Here is a 15,343-nt window from a genome sequence, read left to right as displayed (position 1 = left end):
CGTGCGTTTCATACGCACAAGTGCGTATGAAACCAGCGCCGTCTACGCATGCAGGCGCATTGCGACCCGCCATTGCAACTTTTAGTCTCCCGTCATCAACCACTGTCGCGCAAAACTCGACAACACACAGGGAGCCCACATGTCAGCTATCCAGTCCATCTTCCAAAGAACGATTGCACTCACTCTCCTCCTGTGGCTGAGCACTACGGCACAGGCCGCAGCCCGCTCTCCCTTGACGGTTTACAGCGATCAGGCCAGTTTTTTGAATGCAACCGGCCCCGTTCAGGCGGAAACTTTTAACGCCCTAACTGTGGATCAACCTGCCAACAACCTGAACCTCGGGGCCTTCACAGCGCACAACAGCATTTCTGTGGATGCGCCCAATCTCAGTTACAGCGTGGATGGAACCAGCAACCTGTTTGTGAACACCACGTCCACGTGGGCGGATTTGGTTTTCGACAGACCGGTCGTTGCTTTTGGCGCCTGGTTCGCAGGCATGAACCCGACCGGTCGGCCCTACTCCAGCATCCGGATTGACGCAGCCGGCTTGGCAGGCTACGGCTCGTACAGCCACCTCGGTAGCTACCTGCCACCAACAGCCCCCATAGGCACTTTGCAGTTCATCGGCTTCACGTCAAGCCAAGCGTTTAACCGCATTGTTTTTGAAGGCGCCCTTTGCTGCAGCAGCAGCTTTGCCATAGACAACGTGGTGTACACGGAAGCACTGGCTCCGGTGCCGGAACCCGAAACCTATGCCCTGCTGCTGGCAGGCTTGGGGCTGATGGGCGCCGCCGTGCGGCGTCGTAACAGCGACGCTTAGAACGCAGTAAATCTGGTCATCTCCAGGTTTTGACTGTCGGACAACCAGAGACAAAAAGAAGATTCGCATCACACCCAGGCGCTCTACCCAACAACTTTTTCAGGGGAAACATCCATGTCGCACACCATCTTCAAATTCAAATCCACTCTTTTGGCGGCCCTGCTCTGCAGTGCTACCGCCGCAATGGCAGCAACGCCTGCCAGCCCAAGCGTATTTTTTGGGCCAACGCCCTATTTGTCGTCCTCGGACATTCCTATTGGCTTCTATTCAGCAGCAGGTGCCACTGTGCTCGACAATTTGGAGGACGGCAGCCTCCACTCCTCTCTGATCGGTAGCGGGGGAGGGTCAGTATTGGCTGCCGGCTTTGCTGGGATCCGCGACTCTGTGGACAGCGACGATGGCGTGCTGAATGGCACCTGCGGCCCTCAAACTGCAGGGCGCTGTGTAAGCTGGTTCAATGGCAATGGCAACTCAGGTGCCACATTCACTTTCCAGGGTGCTGGCGCTTTGCCGACAGCGTTCGGACTGGTTTGGACCGATGGCGCAGGCACCGTTACCTTTAGTGCAATGGATGCCGACGGACAGAGTTTGGGCAGCATCAGTTCCAGCAGTTTTCCTGATGGCAGCTTTGCCGCCGGCACCGCCGAAGATCGATTTTTCGGCGTGCAGTTCGCCGGCGGCATTCGCTCCATCACCATCAAAAATAGCGGGGGCGGTATTGAGGTGGACCACATCCAATACGGGCAGATGGCAGCTGCTGTACCTGAACCCGAAACCTATGCCCTGCTGCTGGCAGGCTTGGGGCTGATGGGCGCCGCCGTGCGCCGGCGGAACCGCATGGGCACTAACCGGGCTCTAGACTGACCACTGCAGCAGCGGCTGCAGCACGCTGGCCCCTAGCTTCTTGGAGCGCTGGCCGCTCCAACCGGTGGTAGGGTCGGGCAGGTTGACGTTGTCTTTGAAGGGCATCTCGATCGTCAGGGCCATGCAGCCGAATCGCTGGGCGATCCAGTTGGTGGCCAGGGACAAGTTGGCCTGACCGGCCGGCACGCGGCCGTAGTTGAGGGTGTCCTGGAAGTCGGGGCAGGTGCGCATCCAGTCGGTTTTGAAGTCGTCTTCCAGCTCGGCAATACGCGGGGTGTAACCCGGTGTGCCCTCGGAGCCGACCACAAAGTTGCAAGGCAGCGCCTCATCCCCGTGCACGTCCAGGCACAGGTCCACGCCGGTGGACTCCATGGCCTGGCGCACCAAAGCGACTTCGGGTGAGCGCTCCATGCTGGGGGCCGCCCACTCGCGGTTCAGGTTGGCGCCGGCGGCATTGGTGCGCAGGTTACCCAGCACCGCGCCATCCGGATTCATGTGGGGCACCACATAGAAATTGCAGCGCTGTAACAACGTGCGACTCACCGAGTCATCGGCATCCAGCAGGCGCTCCAGAAAGCCTTCGATGAACCACTCCGCCATCGTCTCGCCGGGGTGCTGGCGGGCGATGAGCCACACATTCTTTTTTTCGGCCTCCAGAAGTTGGGTATGGGGGTCTGCAATGCGCAGCAGGCTCATATCGCGCCCCTGCACGGTACTGCCCAATCGCTGCAAGGTGACCAGCGGAGAAGCGCTCGCAGCAGCCAGCAAGTCGAGATGCTGCTCGTAAGAGTACGGCTCGAAATACGCGAAGTAAATGGCATTGGCCTGCGGTGTGACGCGGGCGGTCATCACGGTGCCGTCGTAGTGGGTGTCTATGCGCCGCCAGTGCTGACGGTCTTCGCTAGCCAGCACCTGGTACCCCTCCCAGCCTCTAGGGTAGGCGGATTCGGAGGCATTCATGAACCGCAAAGTCGCCGCCTGACCCGCTGCACCCTGCAGGCAAAAGTAAAACCATTGGGCGAACTCGGCAGCCGTGTCGGGGCGGATACGCAGTTGGATATCGTGCGCCACGTCCGCACGCACCACTTCAATGGCACCGGCATCGAACTGCGAGGAAATAGAGAGTTGGGGCATGGTCAAAATGGGCGTTAGCGCTCGCAGAATATGCGCGATGCGCTCCTAAAAATATAGCACTTTACTTCGGAACCACGACCTTGACCAGCTGACCCACTGCAGGCTCACCGCCGCCGTAGTAGCCGTTGATCAGGCGCAACTGTTGCTCGGGGCGCGCAATCGGCGAGTTTTTGGCGAGCTCAGCGAACCCGCCCTTGGGGTACGGCGCCGTCTTGATGACCCATGGCCGGGCCGCAGCGCGGTCTTGGGCTGTCAGGGCGCGAAAGCTGCCCTCGGCCTCGCGCAAACCTGCGCGCGCACGGGCCAGGGCATTGGCATCCTTGGCCGTGGATTGCAGCAAATACACCCGGTCGCCGGGGCCGGTGATCACTGTGGCCTCCACCGGCATGCTGCTGCCGTTGGCACCTGCCCGCGCACCGGTGAAACGGGAGGCTTGCAGCCCGTTGATGGTGGTGGGCTCCAAGCGGCCCTGTGTAGGCTTGAGCAGGTTGCGGACCACATCGGCCGGCGCCTTGCCAGCCGCAGAGGGCACTACACGCACCAGCAGCGCAGCATCACGGGCGGTGTTGATAAAGGCGAGTTGCTCCGGCTCGTTTTGCACATACCAGCCCGCCGGTGCGGTAAGAGCCAAACCAAGAGGCTCATGGTAAAAGTTCTGGCCCCGCACCAGCCCCTGGTCGGGGCTGTCACCAAAGTTCATGCTTTGGATGGCCTGCAGATAGCGGTTGCGGCCATCATCGTCATAGCGCTCACGGGTCTGGTACTGCGCGGCCAGGCGGCTGATCGTTTCCAAGCGCTGGTCGTTGCTGGGGTGGGAGGACAACCAATCGCCCTTGGCGGGTACGGGGCGCCCTTCAGCTTTGGCCTGGTCTGCGGCAAACAGCTCCTGGTTTTTCAAGACCTTGATCACGTCAATCATGTTGCGCGGGTCATAGCGGGTGCGAAACAGGTACTCCGCCCCCAAGCCATCCGCCTGCAACTCTTGCTCACGACCGTACGAGGCGATATAGCCTGCCGCCACGTTTTGGGAGACCTGCCCTGCCAGTTGCCCTGCACCGGCGACGCCGTAAGCCTCTGCCACCGCACCCAGCACGCTGGCGGCCAACACACCGAGCCCGGCGTTTTGCTGACTGGTGGCCCGCTGGGCGCCGTGGCGCGCAGTCACGTGGCCGATTTCATGGCCGATCACACCGGCCAAGTCGGCCTCGCTGTCCATGTACGCCATGATGCCGCGGGTGACATAGACATAGCCGCCAGGCAGTGCAAAGGCATTGATCTCCGGGCTGTCCAGCACCGTAAAACGCCACTGCAACTGGCTGCGGTGGCTTTGCCCCGCCAGGCGCTGCCCCAGAGCATTGACATACGACTGCAGCGCGGGGTTGTTCACCACACCATATTCCTGCAACACCTCTTGGTGCCCCTTGGCACCTTCGGCGACTTCGGCTTCTTCGCTCATCGCCGAGCGCTCTGTTTGCCCCGTGACCGGGTTGACCACATTGGTGCCACAGGCCACCAGCAATGCGCTGCTGACCAGCGCTGTAACCATCCAAGAACGCATGCACCACCTCATTTGAACGCGCTTGCGCGCTGTCCGTCAATTTTAGGAGAGCCCCACGGAGCTTGTATGCCACTCGGTGCGGTCCCGTCCGGCTGCTTTCGCTCGGTAGAGCGCCAAATCCGCCTGATGCAGCAGACGGCTCAAAAACACCATGTCCCGCTCTTTGTGCAAGGTGTGCTGGGCGCACACCACACCAATGCTGACCGTAATCGGTTTTTGGTCCACCAGCACCTTTTTCACCATCGCGTGCGCACGAGTAGCGACAGAGCGGGCGCCATCCGGCGTGGCTCCCGGAAGCCAGATGGCGAACTCTTCACCGCCGTAGCGCACTACCAGGTCGCTGCCCCGGCGGCTGGCCTGCAATTGCTGGGCCAATTGCTGCAATACCCGGTCGCCCTCGTCATGGCCATGGGTGTCGTTGACGCGCTTGAAATGGTCCACATCCACCATCATCAGGGCGGCGGGGGTCCCGATCGGCGCTTGGCTCTGCCAATGCGCCACCGCCCGCTCCAGGGCTCGGCGGTTACCCAGTCGGGTCAAGGGGTCTGTTTCACTCAGGGTCGACAACTCGCGGTTTTGCGACTCCACAAACTCCGTACGTTGCGCCAATTGCGCATGCAAGGTCCGCAACTCCGCGTTTGCTAACGACAACTCCGAGGCCAACCGCTGCGCACGGGCTCGCGCCTCGAGCAGCTCAGCCTCAAAGCGGCTGCGCTCACGGGCTACATAGAACACCCAAAAAATGCACTCCTGCTCATTCCACAGGCCATGGCGCGCATTCACCATGACCGGCACTTGCTCCTGGTTGTGGGTATTCAAGTGCAAGTACATCTCTTGCACCATGCGGTGGCGCAGCATCATGGGCCAGACATGGGTTTGCAGAAAGATGCGGCTGGAGCCAGGCATCAACGTATCGATATACCGCCCTGCCCAACTGGAGGTGTCGCCCCCAACCAGCGCCAGCAAATCAAGATTCGCCTCTTTAATATGACCGGATGCATCCGTCACCAGCACAGGGCTGGGCAGCAAGTCTAGGTAAGGTTTCAAAGAGTCGCCAAGGTGGGTGGTTGTCAGGCCGGCAAATAGTTGCGCATCGCATCTATCACCAGTTGCGGGTGCGACATATGACTGCAATGCCCGACCACATCAAGCACCTGCAAGGTGCTGTTGCGCAAGTGGCTGTGCAAATACTCGCCCACCTCCACAGGTGCCAGCGCGTCGTGCCGGTGCTGCAGGATCAGGCTGGGGCAATCCACGTACTGCAGATCCGCGCGGTTGTCGGCGTAAAAGGTGGCCTCCGCAAAAATGCGGGCCATGATCGGGTCAGTCGAGCAAAAGCTGTCTGCTAACTCGCTGGCGACCGGACCGCCATTGCTTTCACCGGAGATCACGGGTGTCAGGTAGTTCGCCCATCCGATGTAGTTTTGATCCATCAAAGCCAGCAGACCATCCAGGTCGGTGCGCTCGAAGCCACCCACGTAGTCAGGCAGATGGTTCACAAAACACGGGGAAGGCCCCACCATGATCAGCCGCTCAAACAAACCGGGGCGGGCGATCGACGCCAACATGCCAATCGAGCAACTCACCGAGTGGCCCACAAAGGTAACGCCACTGGTCAGATCCAGCGCCTCACAGACATCAAGAACGTCACGGGCATAGCCATTGAGCGTGCTGTAGCGGCGGTGGTCAAAGTCCATGACCGAAGACGCGCCACTGCCCACATAGTCAAACAGCACGACCCGGTAACCCTCGAGAAAGGCCGGCGCAACCTGCGACCACATGTTCTGGTTGCACCCGAAACCGTGGGCGAAGAGCAGCACTTTGTCGCCTTCGCCTGTTACTTTGACGTTGTTCCGCTTGAGTATGTCCATGTTCTTTCGCCTCGCGCTGCTGCCAAAATCGTGGACGGAGTCTAAAACATTGTCCAAGCTGTGCGGGAATATTGTTGAAGATTCAAGGGCATTCAGCCCGGAGACCTGGCCCCAGAGTAGGGCTGCGAGGGGGTACCCCCGATAATCGGCAGATGACTGCTTTCTCTACTCTCCCCCTCGCACCTGCCACGCTGGCCAATTTGCAACAGCTGGGCTTTGATGCCATGACGCCCATCCAGGCTGCCAGCCTGCCGGTGGCGCTGGCCGGCAAAGACCTGATTGCCCAAGCCCAGACAGGTAGCGGCAAGACCGCTGCGTTTGCTTTGCCGCTGCTGGCCAAGCTCAACCCGCGCTGGTTTGCGGTGCAGGCCATGGTGCTTTGCCCCACCCGGGAGCTGGCAGACCAAGTGACTGTCGAGATCCGCCGTCTGGCCCGCGCACAAGACAACATCAAGGTTGTCACCCTGTGTGGCGGCGTGGCTACCCGCGGCCAGCGTGCCAGCTTGGAAAACGGCGCCCACATTGTGGTGGGAACGCCGGGCCGCATCATGGACTTGCTGGAGCGCGAATACCTCACCCTGGAAGGCTTGAACACCCTGGTGCTGGACGAGGCAGACCGCATGCTCGACATGGGCTTTCTGGACGACATCACTACGGTAGTGCGCCAGTGCCCGCCAAACCGCCAGACCTTGCTGTTCTCGGCCACCTACCCCGAAGGCATTGAAAAGCTGGCCAAGCAGTTCATGCAAGACCCCCAGCAAATCAAAGTGGCCGCCCCCGTGGCCGACAGCACAATTGAGCAGCGCTTTTTCGAGGTGGACCGCGAATCCCGTTTCACCGCAGTCAGCAGCATCCTCAACCATTTCCGCCCGGTGAGCACCATTGCGTTTTGCAACACCAAGCAGCAGTGCAACGAGCTGGTGGACAAGCTGGTCGAAGACGGCTTTGTCGCCCAGGCCCTGCACGGCGACCTGGACCAGCGCGAGCGCGACCAGGTGCTGGCCCAGTTTGCCAACCGCAGCTGCTCGGTGCTGGTAGCCACCGATGTGGCCTCGCGCGGGCTGGATGTGAAGGAACTGGACATCGTGATCAACGTGGACATCACACCCGACCCCGAAGTGCATGTGCACCGCATCGGCCGTACCGGCCGCGCGGGGCAGAAAGGCCTGGCTCTCAGCCTGGCCAGCATGCGCGAGATGGGCTCAGTCGGCAAGATCGAGCAGTACCAGAACGCGCCCTCCGTGTGGCACAAACTCGATGAGCTCACCCCGGCGGGCACAGGCCGGCTGTTGCCCCCCATGATCACGGTGCAGATCGCCGGTGGCCGCAAAGAAAAAATCCGGGCCGGTGATGTGCTGGGCGCCCTGACCAACGAAGAAGGCGGCCCCGCCTTCACCCGGGAGCAGATCGGCAAGATCCAGGTCACCGAGTACTGCACCTTCGTGGCGGTCGCCCGTGATGTTGCCCAGCAGGCTTGCAACAAACTCAATGCCGGGCGCGTCAAGGGCAAAAGCGTGCGCGCGCGCCTGCTGTAAATCCAAAGCAGCGCCCCCACAGCGGCGGAGCGTGGGGGCGCTTCTTGTAAGGGAAATTCCTACACGCTTTACAGCGCACGCCTGACTCCATTTTTTGGAACAGGTGACTACAGTTCTCCTAAGCGCCAAAGCTTTCTACGGCGCAATCCATAGACGGAGAACTGCCATGAAAAACACTGCTACCGACCTCAACCCCTTCAGCCTGATGATGGAGCCCGAACTGGTGTTGCAAACCATGGAGCGCTCTCAACAACTGCGCGGCCTGCGCCGCCACAAGCTGCGCCCCCTGGACAAGCCCCTGATTCCGTACACCAAAGAAGCGCTGGCTGCCCGCGCCGCCTTTGACGCCGCGATCGACGCGGAAGACTTCGAAGCCCACGCAGACAGCTTCCTGCTGAACTGACGACACCGGGGGCGGCGGGGGGTCAATCAGGAATCACCGCCGTCACTTCAATCTCAACTTTGGCGCGGTCTTCCACCAAGGCTTGCACCTGGACTGCCGTCATGGCGGCGTTGAAGCTGCCGATGATCTCGCGGAATGCTTTGCCAATCTCAGGGTAAGCAGCTACATATTCACGCTTGTCCGTGACATACCACGTCATCCGCGTGATGTGTTCGGGCTTTGCGCCCGCCTCGTTCAAAACTTCCACAATATTGCGCAGCGCCTGGCGGACTTGACCTGCCAGATCGTCAGTGTGGAACTCACATTGGGCATCCCAGCCAATCATTCCCGCCACAAAAACCATTTGACCTCGCGCCATCACGCCATTCGCGTATCCGCGCGGACGGGCCCAGTGGGCGGGCTGAAGAACTTGGGTCATAACTTGTCTCCTGAGTGTTGTTGCCAACGCGCGATGCCTTCGAGCACATCGGCGGGTATGGGAATAGAGCGGTCATCGGCCAAGGAAGTCGTCACGATCACCGCCTGGGCACGCCAGCGGACCGAGGGCACCACCTCGGTGCCACAGCACTCCACACCCAGTGTGAGCGAGCGCTTGCCCACTTTAAGCAAGCGAAGTTGCAAGACGATGTCCTCCCCCATGCGGCTGGGAAACTTGAAATCGCATTGAAGCGAGGCCATCGGCAAGCCCAGGCGACGTACACCGAGGAATTGGGCATAGTTCACCTGCAGGCCTTCGGTGAACCAATCTTCGACCAGCGCATTGAGCATGACGAAGTACTGCGGATAAAACACCATGCCTGCCGGATCGCAGTCAGAGAAACGGACCCTGCGACGAACCTGAAAGGTCACTTGGGCCAAAGGTGAGTCCGGACACACCACCACACTCACACCCCGACATAGCGATGCCAGACCTCGGGCTGAGCGGCCAGCGCCGCGGAATCCCCGTGCCACGCAACCCGCCCCCGCTCCAGAATCGTGTGGTGGTCGGCCAACGCAACCAACCTTTGCACATACTTGTCGATCACCAGAATACTCTGGCCCGCCGCCTTCAGGGTAGACAAGCACTGCCAGATGTCCTCACGGATCAAGGGCGCCAGGCCCTCAGTGGCTTCATCCAGAATCAGCAAATGCGGGTTCGTCATGAGTGCCCGGCCGATTGCGAGCATCTGCTGCTCGCCACCGGAGAGTTGGTTCCCCATATTCCGGGCCCGCTCCTTCAGGCGTGGAAACAGGTCATACACCCGGTCCAGCGTCCAGGGCGCTTTGCTGTGGCAACGGTTTCCGGCAAACGCCAGCAAATTTTCTTGAACCGACAGGCTCGAGAAAATCATGCGCCCTTCCGGCACCACCGCCATGCCCATACGGGCTATTCGATCCGGTCGCATTCCGTCAATGCGTTCGCCCAAAAACCGTATCACCCCACCGCGCGGCGACGTCAACCCGGTAATGGAGCGGACTGTCGTTGTCTTTCCCATTCCATTGCGACCGAGCAACGTGGCGACTGCGCCTGAGCGCATGGAAAAGCCTACGCCAAATAGCACTTGGCTACTTCCATAAGCAGTTTGCAAATCCTCGATTTCCAACAGTGTGTCCACGAATAATCCTGTCTTGGGTCAGTGCGCAACCGCGTGATTTGCCTCATCACCCAGGTAGGCCTGCCGCACCTCCGGGTTATCTTTGATTTCCTGGGCGGTGCCCGTAGCGATTACCCGCCCGGACACCAAGGTCGAAATGCGGTCAGCCAGGCGGAACACCGCATCCATGTCGTGCTCTACCAGCAGAATCGTTTGCTCGCCACGCAAACCACTCAGAAGCTCCACCATCTTTTCCGACTCATCGGGCCCCATGCCTGCCATAGGCTCATCCAGCAGCAGCAATTGCGGCTTCACGGCCAGCGCCAGACCCAGTTCCAGCTGACGTTGTTGACCGTGGGACAGCGCGCCCGCCAAGGCCTGCAACTTGCTATCGAGGCCAATGCGACGGGCTACCGCATCTGCTTGCGCATAACGGTCCGACTCCCCCCGCGCAGGAGCCCAGAAGCGCATGCTGCTGCCGGTGCGGGCTTGCACCGCCAAAGCCAGGTTGTCCAACACCGAGAGCTTTTTAAAAATACTGGTGATCTGATAGGACCGCACCAACCCCGCCAACGCCCGTTGGTGCATGGGCATGCGGGTTACATCACGCCCGCCGAAGAAAATCGCGCCTTCATCCGGACGCAATGCGCCTGATATTTGATGAATCAGCGTCGTCTTCCCGGCCCCGTTCGGACCGATCAGTGCGTGGATGCTTCCGCGCTCGACCGCCAGCTCCGCGTGATTGGTCGCAACCAATCCTCCAAAGCGCTTGACCAATTTGTCGACATGCAACACGCGCTCAGCCATGCGCCCTCCCCCAACTACGTGCCATCAAACTCGCCAGGCCATTGGGAGCCACCAAGACCACCAACAAAAGCACCGCCCCCAAGCCCAGTTGCCAGTGAATCGTGTAGTGGCTCAGCAACTCTTCCAGCAACAGAAAGAACACCGCACCCGTCAGTCCACCGTACAAATAGCCCACGCCACCCAGAATGACCATGATCATCAACATGCCGGACTGGCTCCACTGCATGAGAGAGGGACTGGCGAAGCCCCCGAGGTTGGCCATCAAAGCGCCTGCGAGGCCGGCCAGAGCGCCAGCCAGCGTGAAAGCCACCAGCTTGTAGCGGTACACCGGGAATCCGATGGCCATCATCCGGCTCTCGTTCTCCCGAATGGCTTGCAAGGTGTGGCCAAAGCGGGCATTCAACAATCTGGCAACCAGAAAGATCGCTACGACAACGAGCGCCAGCGTGACATAGTAAAAATGCCGATCCAAGGCGAGGTTGATGGCCGGCGCGATGGCGGATCGCGCAGCCATCGTCAGACCGTCTTCTCCGCCATAGGCCTTGAGCGACACCACCATGAAGTACAGCATCTGGGCAAATGCCAGAGTGATCATGATGAAGTACACCCCTTGGGTTCGCAGGCTGATCGCTCCAATGACCAGAGCACCCAGCGCACTGACGCCCATGGCAAGTGGCCAAGCCAGCCATGCACTGGCTAAGCCTTCCTGCATGCCGATGGCCACGGTATACGCCCCCAAGCCGACAAAAGCGGCATGCCCGAAGCTCACCATCCCCCCGAAGCCGAGTATGAGGTTCAAGCTGGTTGCAGCCAACGCAAAGATCAGAATGCGGCTGGCGAGCGTGACGTAAAAATCCCCCCCAGCGCGCCGGCCAGAAAAGGAAATGCGACCAGCAACGCCAACAGGGGCAGCGACCAGCGCAGGTGCAAAGAATGGTCCAAGAGGCTGGACGGTGATGCATTAGCCATGGGTAGGAAACAAGCCCCGTGGTTTGAAAAACAAAACGGTCGCCATCAGCAGGTAAATGAGAATGGACGCCACCGCAGGTGCCGCATTCGCCGCAGCCTCGGGCGACATCAAACGGGAAAAGAGCAGCGGCATAAAAGTGCGACCAGCGGTGTCAATGACACCCACCAGCAAAGCCCCCAGAAAAGCGCCACGGATGGAGCCGATGCCACCGATCACAATGACCACGAAGGCCACAATCAAAATGCTCTCTCCCATGCCGACCTGAACCGCCAGCACCGGCCCGAGCATGCCACCCGCTACACCACACAGTGCCGCTCCCAACGCAAAGATGGCAGTGAACAAGGCGGACACATTCACCCCCATTGCCATCGCCATTTCACGGTTAGCTGCGCCGGCCCGCACCTGCATCCCCAAACGGGTGCGCGTAATGAGCACATACATCAGCAAGGCCACCAACAGCCCCACTCCGATGATGAACAGGCTGAACGAGGAGTAGAAAAAGCCCGGTAAAACTTCGACCGGCCCTGCAAGCATATCCGGCGTGTTCAAGGGGACCGGTTGTGCGCCCCAAATCAGGCGAACACCTTCGTTGCACATCAACAGAATGGCGAAGGTACCCAGCACCTGCGAAAGGTGATCGCGTTGATAAAAATGGCGCAGGATGCTGAGCTCCAACACCGCACCGAATACCCCCGCCCCCAAAACCCCGCCAGCGAGGCCCCACCAATAGCTCCCGGTCGCGGCCGTGATCGCCGCAATCAGATAGGCCCCCACCATGTAAAGGGAACCGTGGGCAAGGTTGATCATGTCCATGATGCCAAAGACCAGGGTCAGCCCGGCGGCAAGCAGGAACAACATCAAACCGAACTGCAGGCCATTGAAGGCCTGCTCCAACAAAAGAATTGAATTCATGGGCAGAAAACGGTGCGCACGGAGTTCAGCCGGGCATCTTGCACTGGCTTGCGTAGGCGTCTGCGTGCTTCTTCAGGACTGCACCCATCATGCGGTTGGTCACACGCCCTTTGCTGTCTTTGGTGATTACCCGGAGGTAGTAGTCCTGAACGGGGAAGTGGTTGTTGTTGAACTTGAATGCGCCACGCACGGAGTCAAACTTTGCAGCTTCCAGCGCTTTACGCACTGCGGCCTTGTCCTCAAGTTTGCCCTTGCTGTCGCGAACTGCGGCGTTGATCAATTGGGCAGCGTCATAGCCTTGGGCAGCATAGAGGGTAGGCAAACGGCCGTATTCCTTTTCGAACTCGGCGACAAACTTCTTATTGGCTGCGTTGTCCATATCGTGCGCCCATTGGCTGGTGTTGAACATGCCCAACATGGGCTCGCCCACGGCCTTGATCACATCCTCATCTCCTGAGAAACCGGGACCAAACAGGGTCATGTCTTTGGACAAGCCTGCAGCCACAAACTGCTTGATGAAGTTAATCCCCATACCGCCGGGCAAAAAGATGTACACCGCATCCGCCTTGGATGGCCGCAATTGTGAGAGCTCAGTGCCGAAGTTGAGCTGATTTAATGCAGGCAATGATTCAGAGGCGACTTCCCCCTTGTAAAAGCGCTTGAAGCCGGTGAGCGCATCCTTGCCGGCAGGGTAGTTGGGCGCAATCAGTGCGACCCGCTTAAAACCCTTGTCCTGCACCACTTGTCCTGCCGCTTCATGCATGTTGTCGTTCTGGTACGAAGCACTGAAGAAGTAAGGGTTGCATTGCTCACCAGCGTACTGCGACGGTCCCGCGTTGGCGCTGATGTAGAAGGTCTGAGATGCAAAAGTGGGCGCTCCGGCGGCCAACATGACGTTGGAGAAAACAATGCCGGTCATGAAGTCCACCTTGTCGCGCTTGACCAAGCGATCTGCAGTTTGGCGCCCTACATCCGGGCTGGCCTGGTCATCGGCCACGATCACTTCTGCGGGTCGCCCCCCCAGCTTGTTACCTGCCAGCTTCACCGCCAGCTGGAAGCCGTCCCGGATATCTACGCCCAAACCGGCGCCAGGCCCTGAAAGCGTGCTCAACAAACCGACCTTCACAGGTTCTGCCGTTTGTGCCATGGCAGTCATGCTGGTTGCGATGCAAGCCGCCAACAAGGTTGAGCGGACACTGAACTTGGAGACAAGAGACATGGAAGCCTTTCAGGAGTTAATGGAAATCGTCAGGACTGGCGTTTGCCATTCTGACCTCAAATATCACGCAAAAGAAAACGCTGCAGCTTGCCGGATTGGGTCCGGGGCAGTTTTTCCATGAAAGCGATCGCGCGCGGGTACTTGTAAGGGGCCATGGTCTTTTTAACAAAGTCCTGCAGTGCCTTCACCATGGCCGCGTCTGCCGTATTTCCTTGGTGCAACACCACATACGCCTTGACGATCTGGCCGCGCTCTTCGTCAGGCACGCCAACGACCGCGCATTCCAGCACTGCGGGGTGTTGCATCAGGCCTTCCTCTACGTCCGGTGCCGCGATGTTGTACCCGGCAGAAATAATCATGTCGTCGGTACGGGACTGGTAGAAAAAGTATCCGTCCTCATCCATCACATAGGCGTCGCCCGTCATGTTCCAGCCGTTCTTGACGTAAACCCTCTGACGCTCATCGTTCAGATAGCGGCACCCGGTCGGCCCTTTGACCGCCAGCTTGCCCACCGTACCCGGTGGAACCGGATGGCCTGTCGCATCCATCACACACGCTTCATAGCCCGGGATGACTTTGCCGGTAGCTCCCGGGCGTGCATTGGCCTCGTCCGCGGAGATAAAGATATGCAACAGCTCTGTCGCACCGATACCGTCAATCAGTTCCAGTCCGGTTGCCTCGCGCCACTGTGTGCGGGTGGACGCGGGCAAGGCTTCGCCAGCGGAAACGCATTTGCGCAGCCGGGATGCGCGCACCTCCGCACCACGCGCTGCCATCACACGGTATGAGGTCGGCGCGGTGAAGACCACGGTGGCGCCATAGTCGCGAATGCCATCCAGCAACTGGGCAGGCCCGGCCTTCTCGAGCAAGACGGTCGAGGCACCGATAGACATCGGGAAAAGCACCAAACCGCCCAAGCCGAAGGTGAAGCCCAATGGTGGACTGCCGATGAACACATCGTCCGAGCTGGCTTTGAGCACTGAGCGCGGCCAGCAGGCACAGATGGCCATGACATCGCGGTGGAAGTGCAGAGTCGCCTTGGGAATGCCGGTCGTACCGCTGGTAAAGCCAATCAGGCAGGTGTCATCGGCGGCTGTGTCCACGTTGCTGTACGGTTCGCTGTGCCGCGTCATGAGCGCTTCCAGCGATTGATCGCCATGCGCATTGAAGCACCGGATGTGCTTCAGGCCGGCGCTTGCCTGTGCCGCCCCCAATAGCTCGTCCGCAAGCCCGGCATCGCACAAGGCATGGCTGATTTTCCCGATGTCGATGATCGGCTTGAGCTCCTTGGTGCGCAGCAAGGGCATGGTGGCCACCACAATGCCCCCGGCTTTGACAATACCGAACCAGCAGGCCACCGACATAGGCGTATTGGGGGCATGCAAGAGCACACGGTTGCCCGGCACCAGGCCCATGTCACGGGTCAACACATGGGCAATACGGTCGGCCCGGTCCTGGAGTTCCCGGTAGGTCCACTGCGTGTGGCCCCCCCGTACACAAGGACGATCACCCCGCCCTTCATTCACATGACGGTCCAACAGCAAGGCGGCGCAATTCAGTTGGGCGGGGAACTGCAACTCCGGCAGATTGAAAAGAAAGTCCGGTTGCAACTCCGGAGGGGGAAGGTTGTCGCGCGCAAAAGTGTCCAAGTGAGCAGTGGGCATGACGTCTCCGGT

General features: G+C 59.9%; 15 protein-coding genes and 1 pseudogene. 4 read left to right on the top strand and 12 right to left on the bottom strand.

The features are described 5' to 3' along the window. Positions 1 to 139: 139 nt before the first annotated feature. Positions 140 to 820, top strand: coding sequence for a PEP-CTERM sorting domain-containing protein (locus RAE19_RS11415; RefSeq protein ID WP_313874995.1), 681 nt, complete (start codon positions 140 to 142; stop codon positions 818 to 820). Between the two features lie 114 nt (positions 821 to 934). Continuing rightward, on the top strand, positions 935 to 1,684 hold the full coding sequence (locus RAE19_RS11410; protein WP_313874994.1) for a PEP-CTERM sorting domain-containing protein: 750 nt from the start codon (positions 935 to 937) through the stop codon (positions 1,682 to 1,684). On the opposite strand, the gene RAE19_RS11405 is transcribed toward RAE19_RS11410, so the two are convergent. From RAE19_RS11405 to RAE19_RS11390, 4 genes are all read right to left on the bottom strand, one after another. Beyond that, complete coding sequence (locus tag RAE19_RS11405; RefSeq protein ID WP_313874993.1) at positions 1,676 to 2,818, bottom strand: M14 family metallopeptidase; 1,143 nt, start codon at positions 2,816 to 2,818, stop codon at positions 1,676 to 1,678. The genes RAE19_RS11410 and RAE19_RS11405 overlap by 9 nt on opposite strands. A 61-nt stretch (positions 2,819 to 2,879) precedes the next feature. After that, positions 2,880 to 4,376 carry a M48 family metalloprotease gene (locus tag RAE19_RS11400; protein WP_313874992.1) on the bottom strand — a complete coding sequence of 499 codons (1,497 nt, stop codon included), beginning with the start codon at positions 4,374 to 4,376 and terminating at the stop codon, positions 2,880 to 2,882. Positions 4,377 to 4,418: 42 nt separating this feature from the next. Next, the gene (locus RAE19_RS11395) at positions 4,419 to 5,423 is read right to left on the bottom strand and encodes a sensor domain-containing diguanylate cyclase (RefSeq protein WP_313874991.1); all 1,005 of its coding nucleotides are present in this window, start codon (positions 5,421 to 5,423) and stop codon (positions 4,419 to 4,421) included. A 23-nt stretch (positions 5,424 to 5,446) separates the two neighbouring features. Continuing rightward, positions 5,447 to 6,247 (bottom strand): alpha/beta fold hydrolase, encoded by an 801-nt coding sequence (locus RAE19_RS11390; RefSeq protein ID WP_313874990.1) that lies wholly within the window; start codon positions 6,245 to 6,247, stop codon positions 5,447 to 5,449. A 152-nt stretch (positions 6,248 to 6,399) separates the two neighbouring features. On the opposite strand from RAE19_RS11390, the gene dbpA reads away from it, so the two are divergent. Both dbpA and RAE19_RS11380 read left to right on the top strand, forming a co-directional pair. Further along, positions 6,400 to 7,782 (top strand): ATP-dependent RNA helicase DbpA, encoded by a 1,383-nt coding sequence (gene dbpA / locus RAE19_RS11385; RefSeq protein WP_313874989.1) that lies wholly within the window; start codon positions 6,400 to 6,402, stop codon positions 7,780 to 7,782. Positions 7,783 to 7,948: 166 nt separating this feature from the next. Further along, the gene (locus RAE19_RS11380) at positions 7,949 to 8,185 is read left to right on the top strand and encodes a hypothetical protein (protein ID WP_313874988.1); all 237 of its coding nucleotides are present in this window, start codon (positions 7,949 to 7,951) and stop codon (positions 8,183 to 8,185) included. Positions 8,186 to 8,207: 22 nt separating this feature from the next. Here the strand turns inward: RAE19_RS11380 and RAE19_RS11375 are convergent, their stop codons facing one another. The 8 genes and pseudogenes from RAE19_RS11375 to RAE19_RS11340 form a co-directional block, all read right to left on the bottom strand. Then, positions 8,208 to 8,603 carry a RidA family protein gene (locus tag RAE19_RS11375; protein ID WP_313874987.1) on the bottom strand — a complete coding sequence of 132 codons (396 nt, stop codon included), beginning with the start codon at positions 8,601 to 8,603 and terminating at the stop codon, positions 8,208 to 8,210. Further along, positions 8,600 to 9,034 (bottom strand): acyl-CoA thioesterase, encoded by a 435-nt coding sequence (locus RAE19_RS11370; RefSeq protein WP_313876225.1) that lies wholly within the window; start codon positions 9,032 to 9,034, stop codon positions 8,600 to 8,602. The genes RAE19_RS11375 and RAE19_RS11370 overlap by 4 nt, the downstream gene beginning before the upstream one ends. Positions 9,035 to 9,069: 35 nt before the next feature. Further along, positions 9,070 to 9,780, bottom strand: a complete 711-nt coding sequence (locus RAE19_RS11365; protein WP_313874986.1) for an ABC transporter ATP-binding protein — start codon at positions 9,778 to 9,780, stop codon at positions 9,070 to 9,072. An 18-nt stretch (positions 9,781 to 9,798) separates the two neighbouring features. Next, entirely contained in the window at positions 9,799 to 10,566 is a 768-nt protein-coding gene (locus RAE19_RS11360; protein ID WP_313874985.1) for an ABC transporter ATP-binding protein, read from the bottom strand. Further along, positions 10,559 to 11,535, bottom strand: a pseudogene (locus tag RAE19_RS11355) (branched-chain amino acid ABC transporter permease). The gene RAE19_RS11360 and the pseudogene RAE19_RS11355 overlap by 8 nt, the downstream one beginning before the upstream one ends. Then, complete coding sequence (locus RAE19_RS11350) at positions 11,528 to 12,448, bottom strand: branched-chain amino acid ABC transporter permease (RefSeq protein ID WP_313874984.1); 921 nt, start codon at positions 12,446 to 12,448, stop codon at positions 11,528 to 11,530. Before RAE19_RS11350 ends, RAE19_RS11355 begins: the two are co-directional and overlap by 8 nt. A gap of 25 nt (positions 12,449 to 12,473) precedes the next feature. Next, positions 12,474 to 13,595 (bottom strand): ABC transporter substrate-binding protein, encoded by a 1,122-nt coding sequence (locus RAE19_RS11345; protein ID WP_313874983.1) that lies wholly within the window; start codon positions 13,593 to 13,595, stop codon positions 12,474 to 12,476. Positions 13,596 to 13,723: 128 nt separating this feature from the next. Continuing rightward, positions 13,724 to 15,331, bottom strand: a complete 1,608-nt coding sequence (locus tag RAE19_RS11340) for an AMP-binding protein (protein ID WP_313874982.1) — start codon at positions 15,329 to 15,331, stop codon at positions 13,724 to 13,726. Between the last annotated feature and the right edge of the window lie 12 nt (positions 15,332 to 15,343).

The organism is Rhodoferax potami (genome assembly GCF_032193805.1).
Lineage (GTDB): Bacteria > Pseudomonadota > Gammaproteobacteria > Burkholderiales > Burkholderiaceae_C > Allorhodoferax > Allorhodoferax potami_A.
This window is presented reverse-complemented; position numbering and strand designations above follow the sequence as displayed.

Coding starts and splice junctions, on each gene's coding strand:
- RAE19_RS11340 (WP_313874982.1), bottom strand. CDS start 15,331: ATGCCCACTGCTCACTTGGACACTTTTGCGCGCGACAACCTTCCCCCT.
- RAE19_RS11360 (WP_313874985.1), bottom strand. CDS start 10,566: ATGGCTGAGCGCGTGTTGCATGTCGACAAATTGGTCAAGCGCTTTGGA.
- RAE19_RS11350 (WP_313874984.1), bottom strand. CDS start 12,448: ATGAATTCAATTCTTTTGTTGGAGCAGGCCTTCAATGGCCTGCAGTTC.
- RAE19_RS11390 (WP_313874990.1), bottom strand. CDS start 6,247: ATGGACATACTCAAGCGGAACAACGTCAAAGTAACAGGCGAAGGCGAC.
- RAE19_RS11380 (WP_313874988.1), top strand. CDS start 7,949: ATGAAAAACACTGCTACCGACCTCAACCCCTTCAGCCTGATGATGGAG.
- RAE19_RS11400 (WP_313874992.1), bottom strand. CDS start 4,376: ATGCGTTCTTGGATGGTTACAGCGCTGGTCAGCAGCGCATTGCTGGTG.
- RAE19_RS11415 (WP_313874995.1), top strand. CDS start 140: ATGTCAGCTATCCAGTCCATCTTCCAAAGAACGATTGCACTCACTCTC.
- RAE19_RS11375 (WP_313874987.1), bottom strand. CDS start 8,603: ATGACCCAAGTTCTTCAGCCCGCCCACTGGGCCCGTCCGCGCGGATAC.
- dbpA (WP_313874989.1), top strand. CDS start 6,400: ATGACTGCTTTCTCTACTCTCCCCCTCGCACCTGCCACGCTGGCCAAT.
- RAE19_RS11410 (WP_313874994.1), top strand. CDS start 935: ATGTCGCACACCATCTTCAAATTCAAATCCACTCTTTTGGCGGCCCTG.
- RAE19_RS11405 (WP_313874993.1), bottom strand. CDS start 2,818: ATGCCCCAACTCTCTATTTCCTCGCAGTTCGATGCCGGTGCCATTGAA.
- RAE19_RS11345 (WP_313874983.1), bottom strand. CDS start 13,595: ATGGCACAAACGGCAGAACCTGTGAAGGTCGGTTTGTTGAGCACGCTT.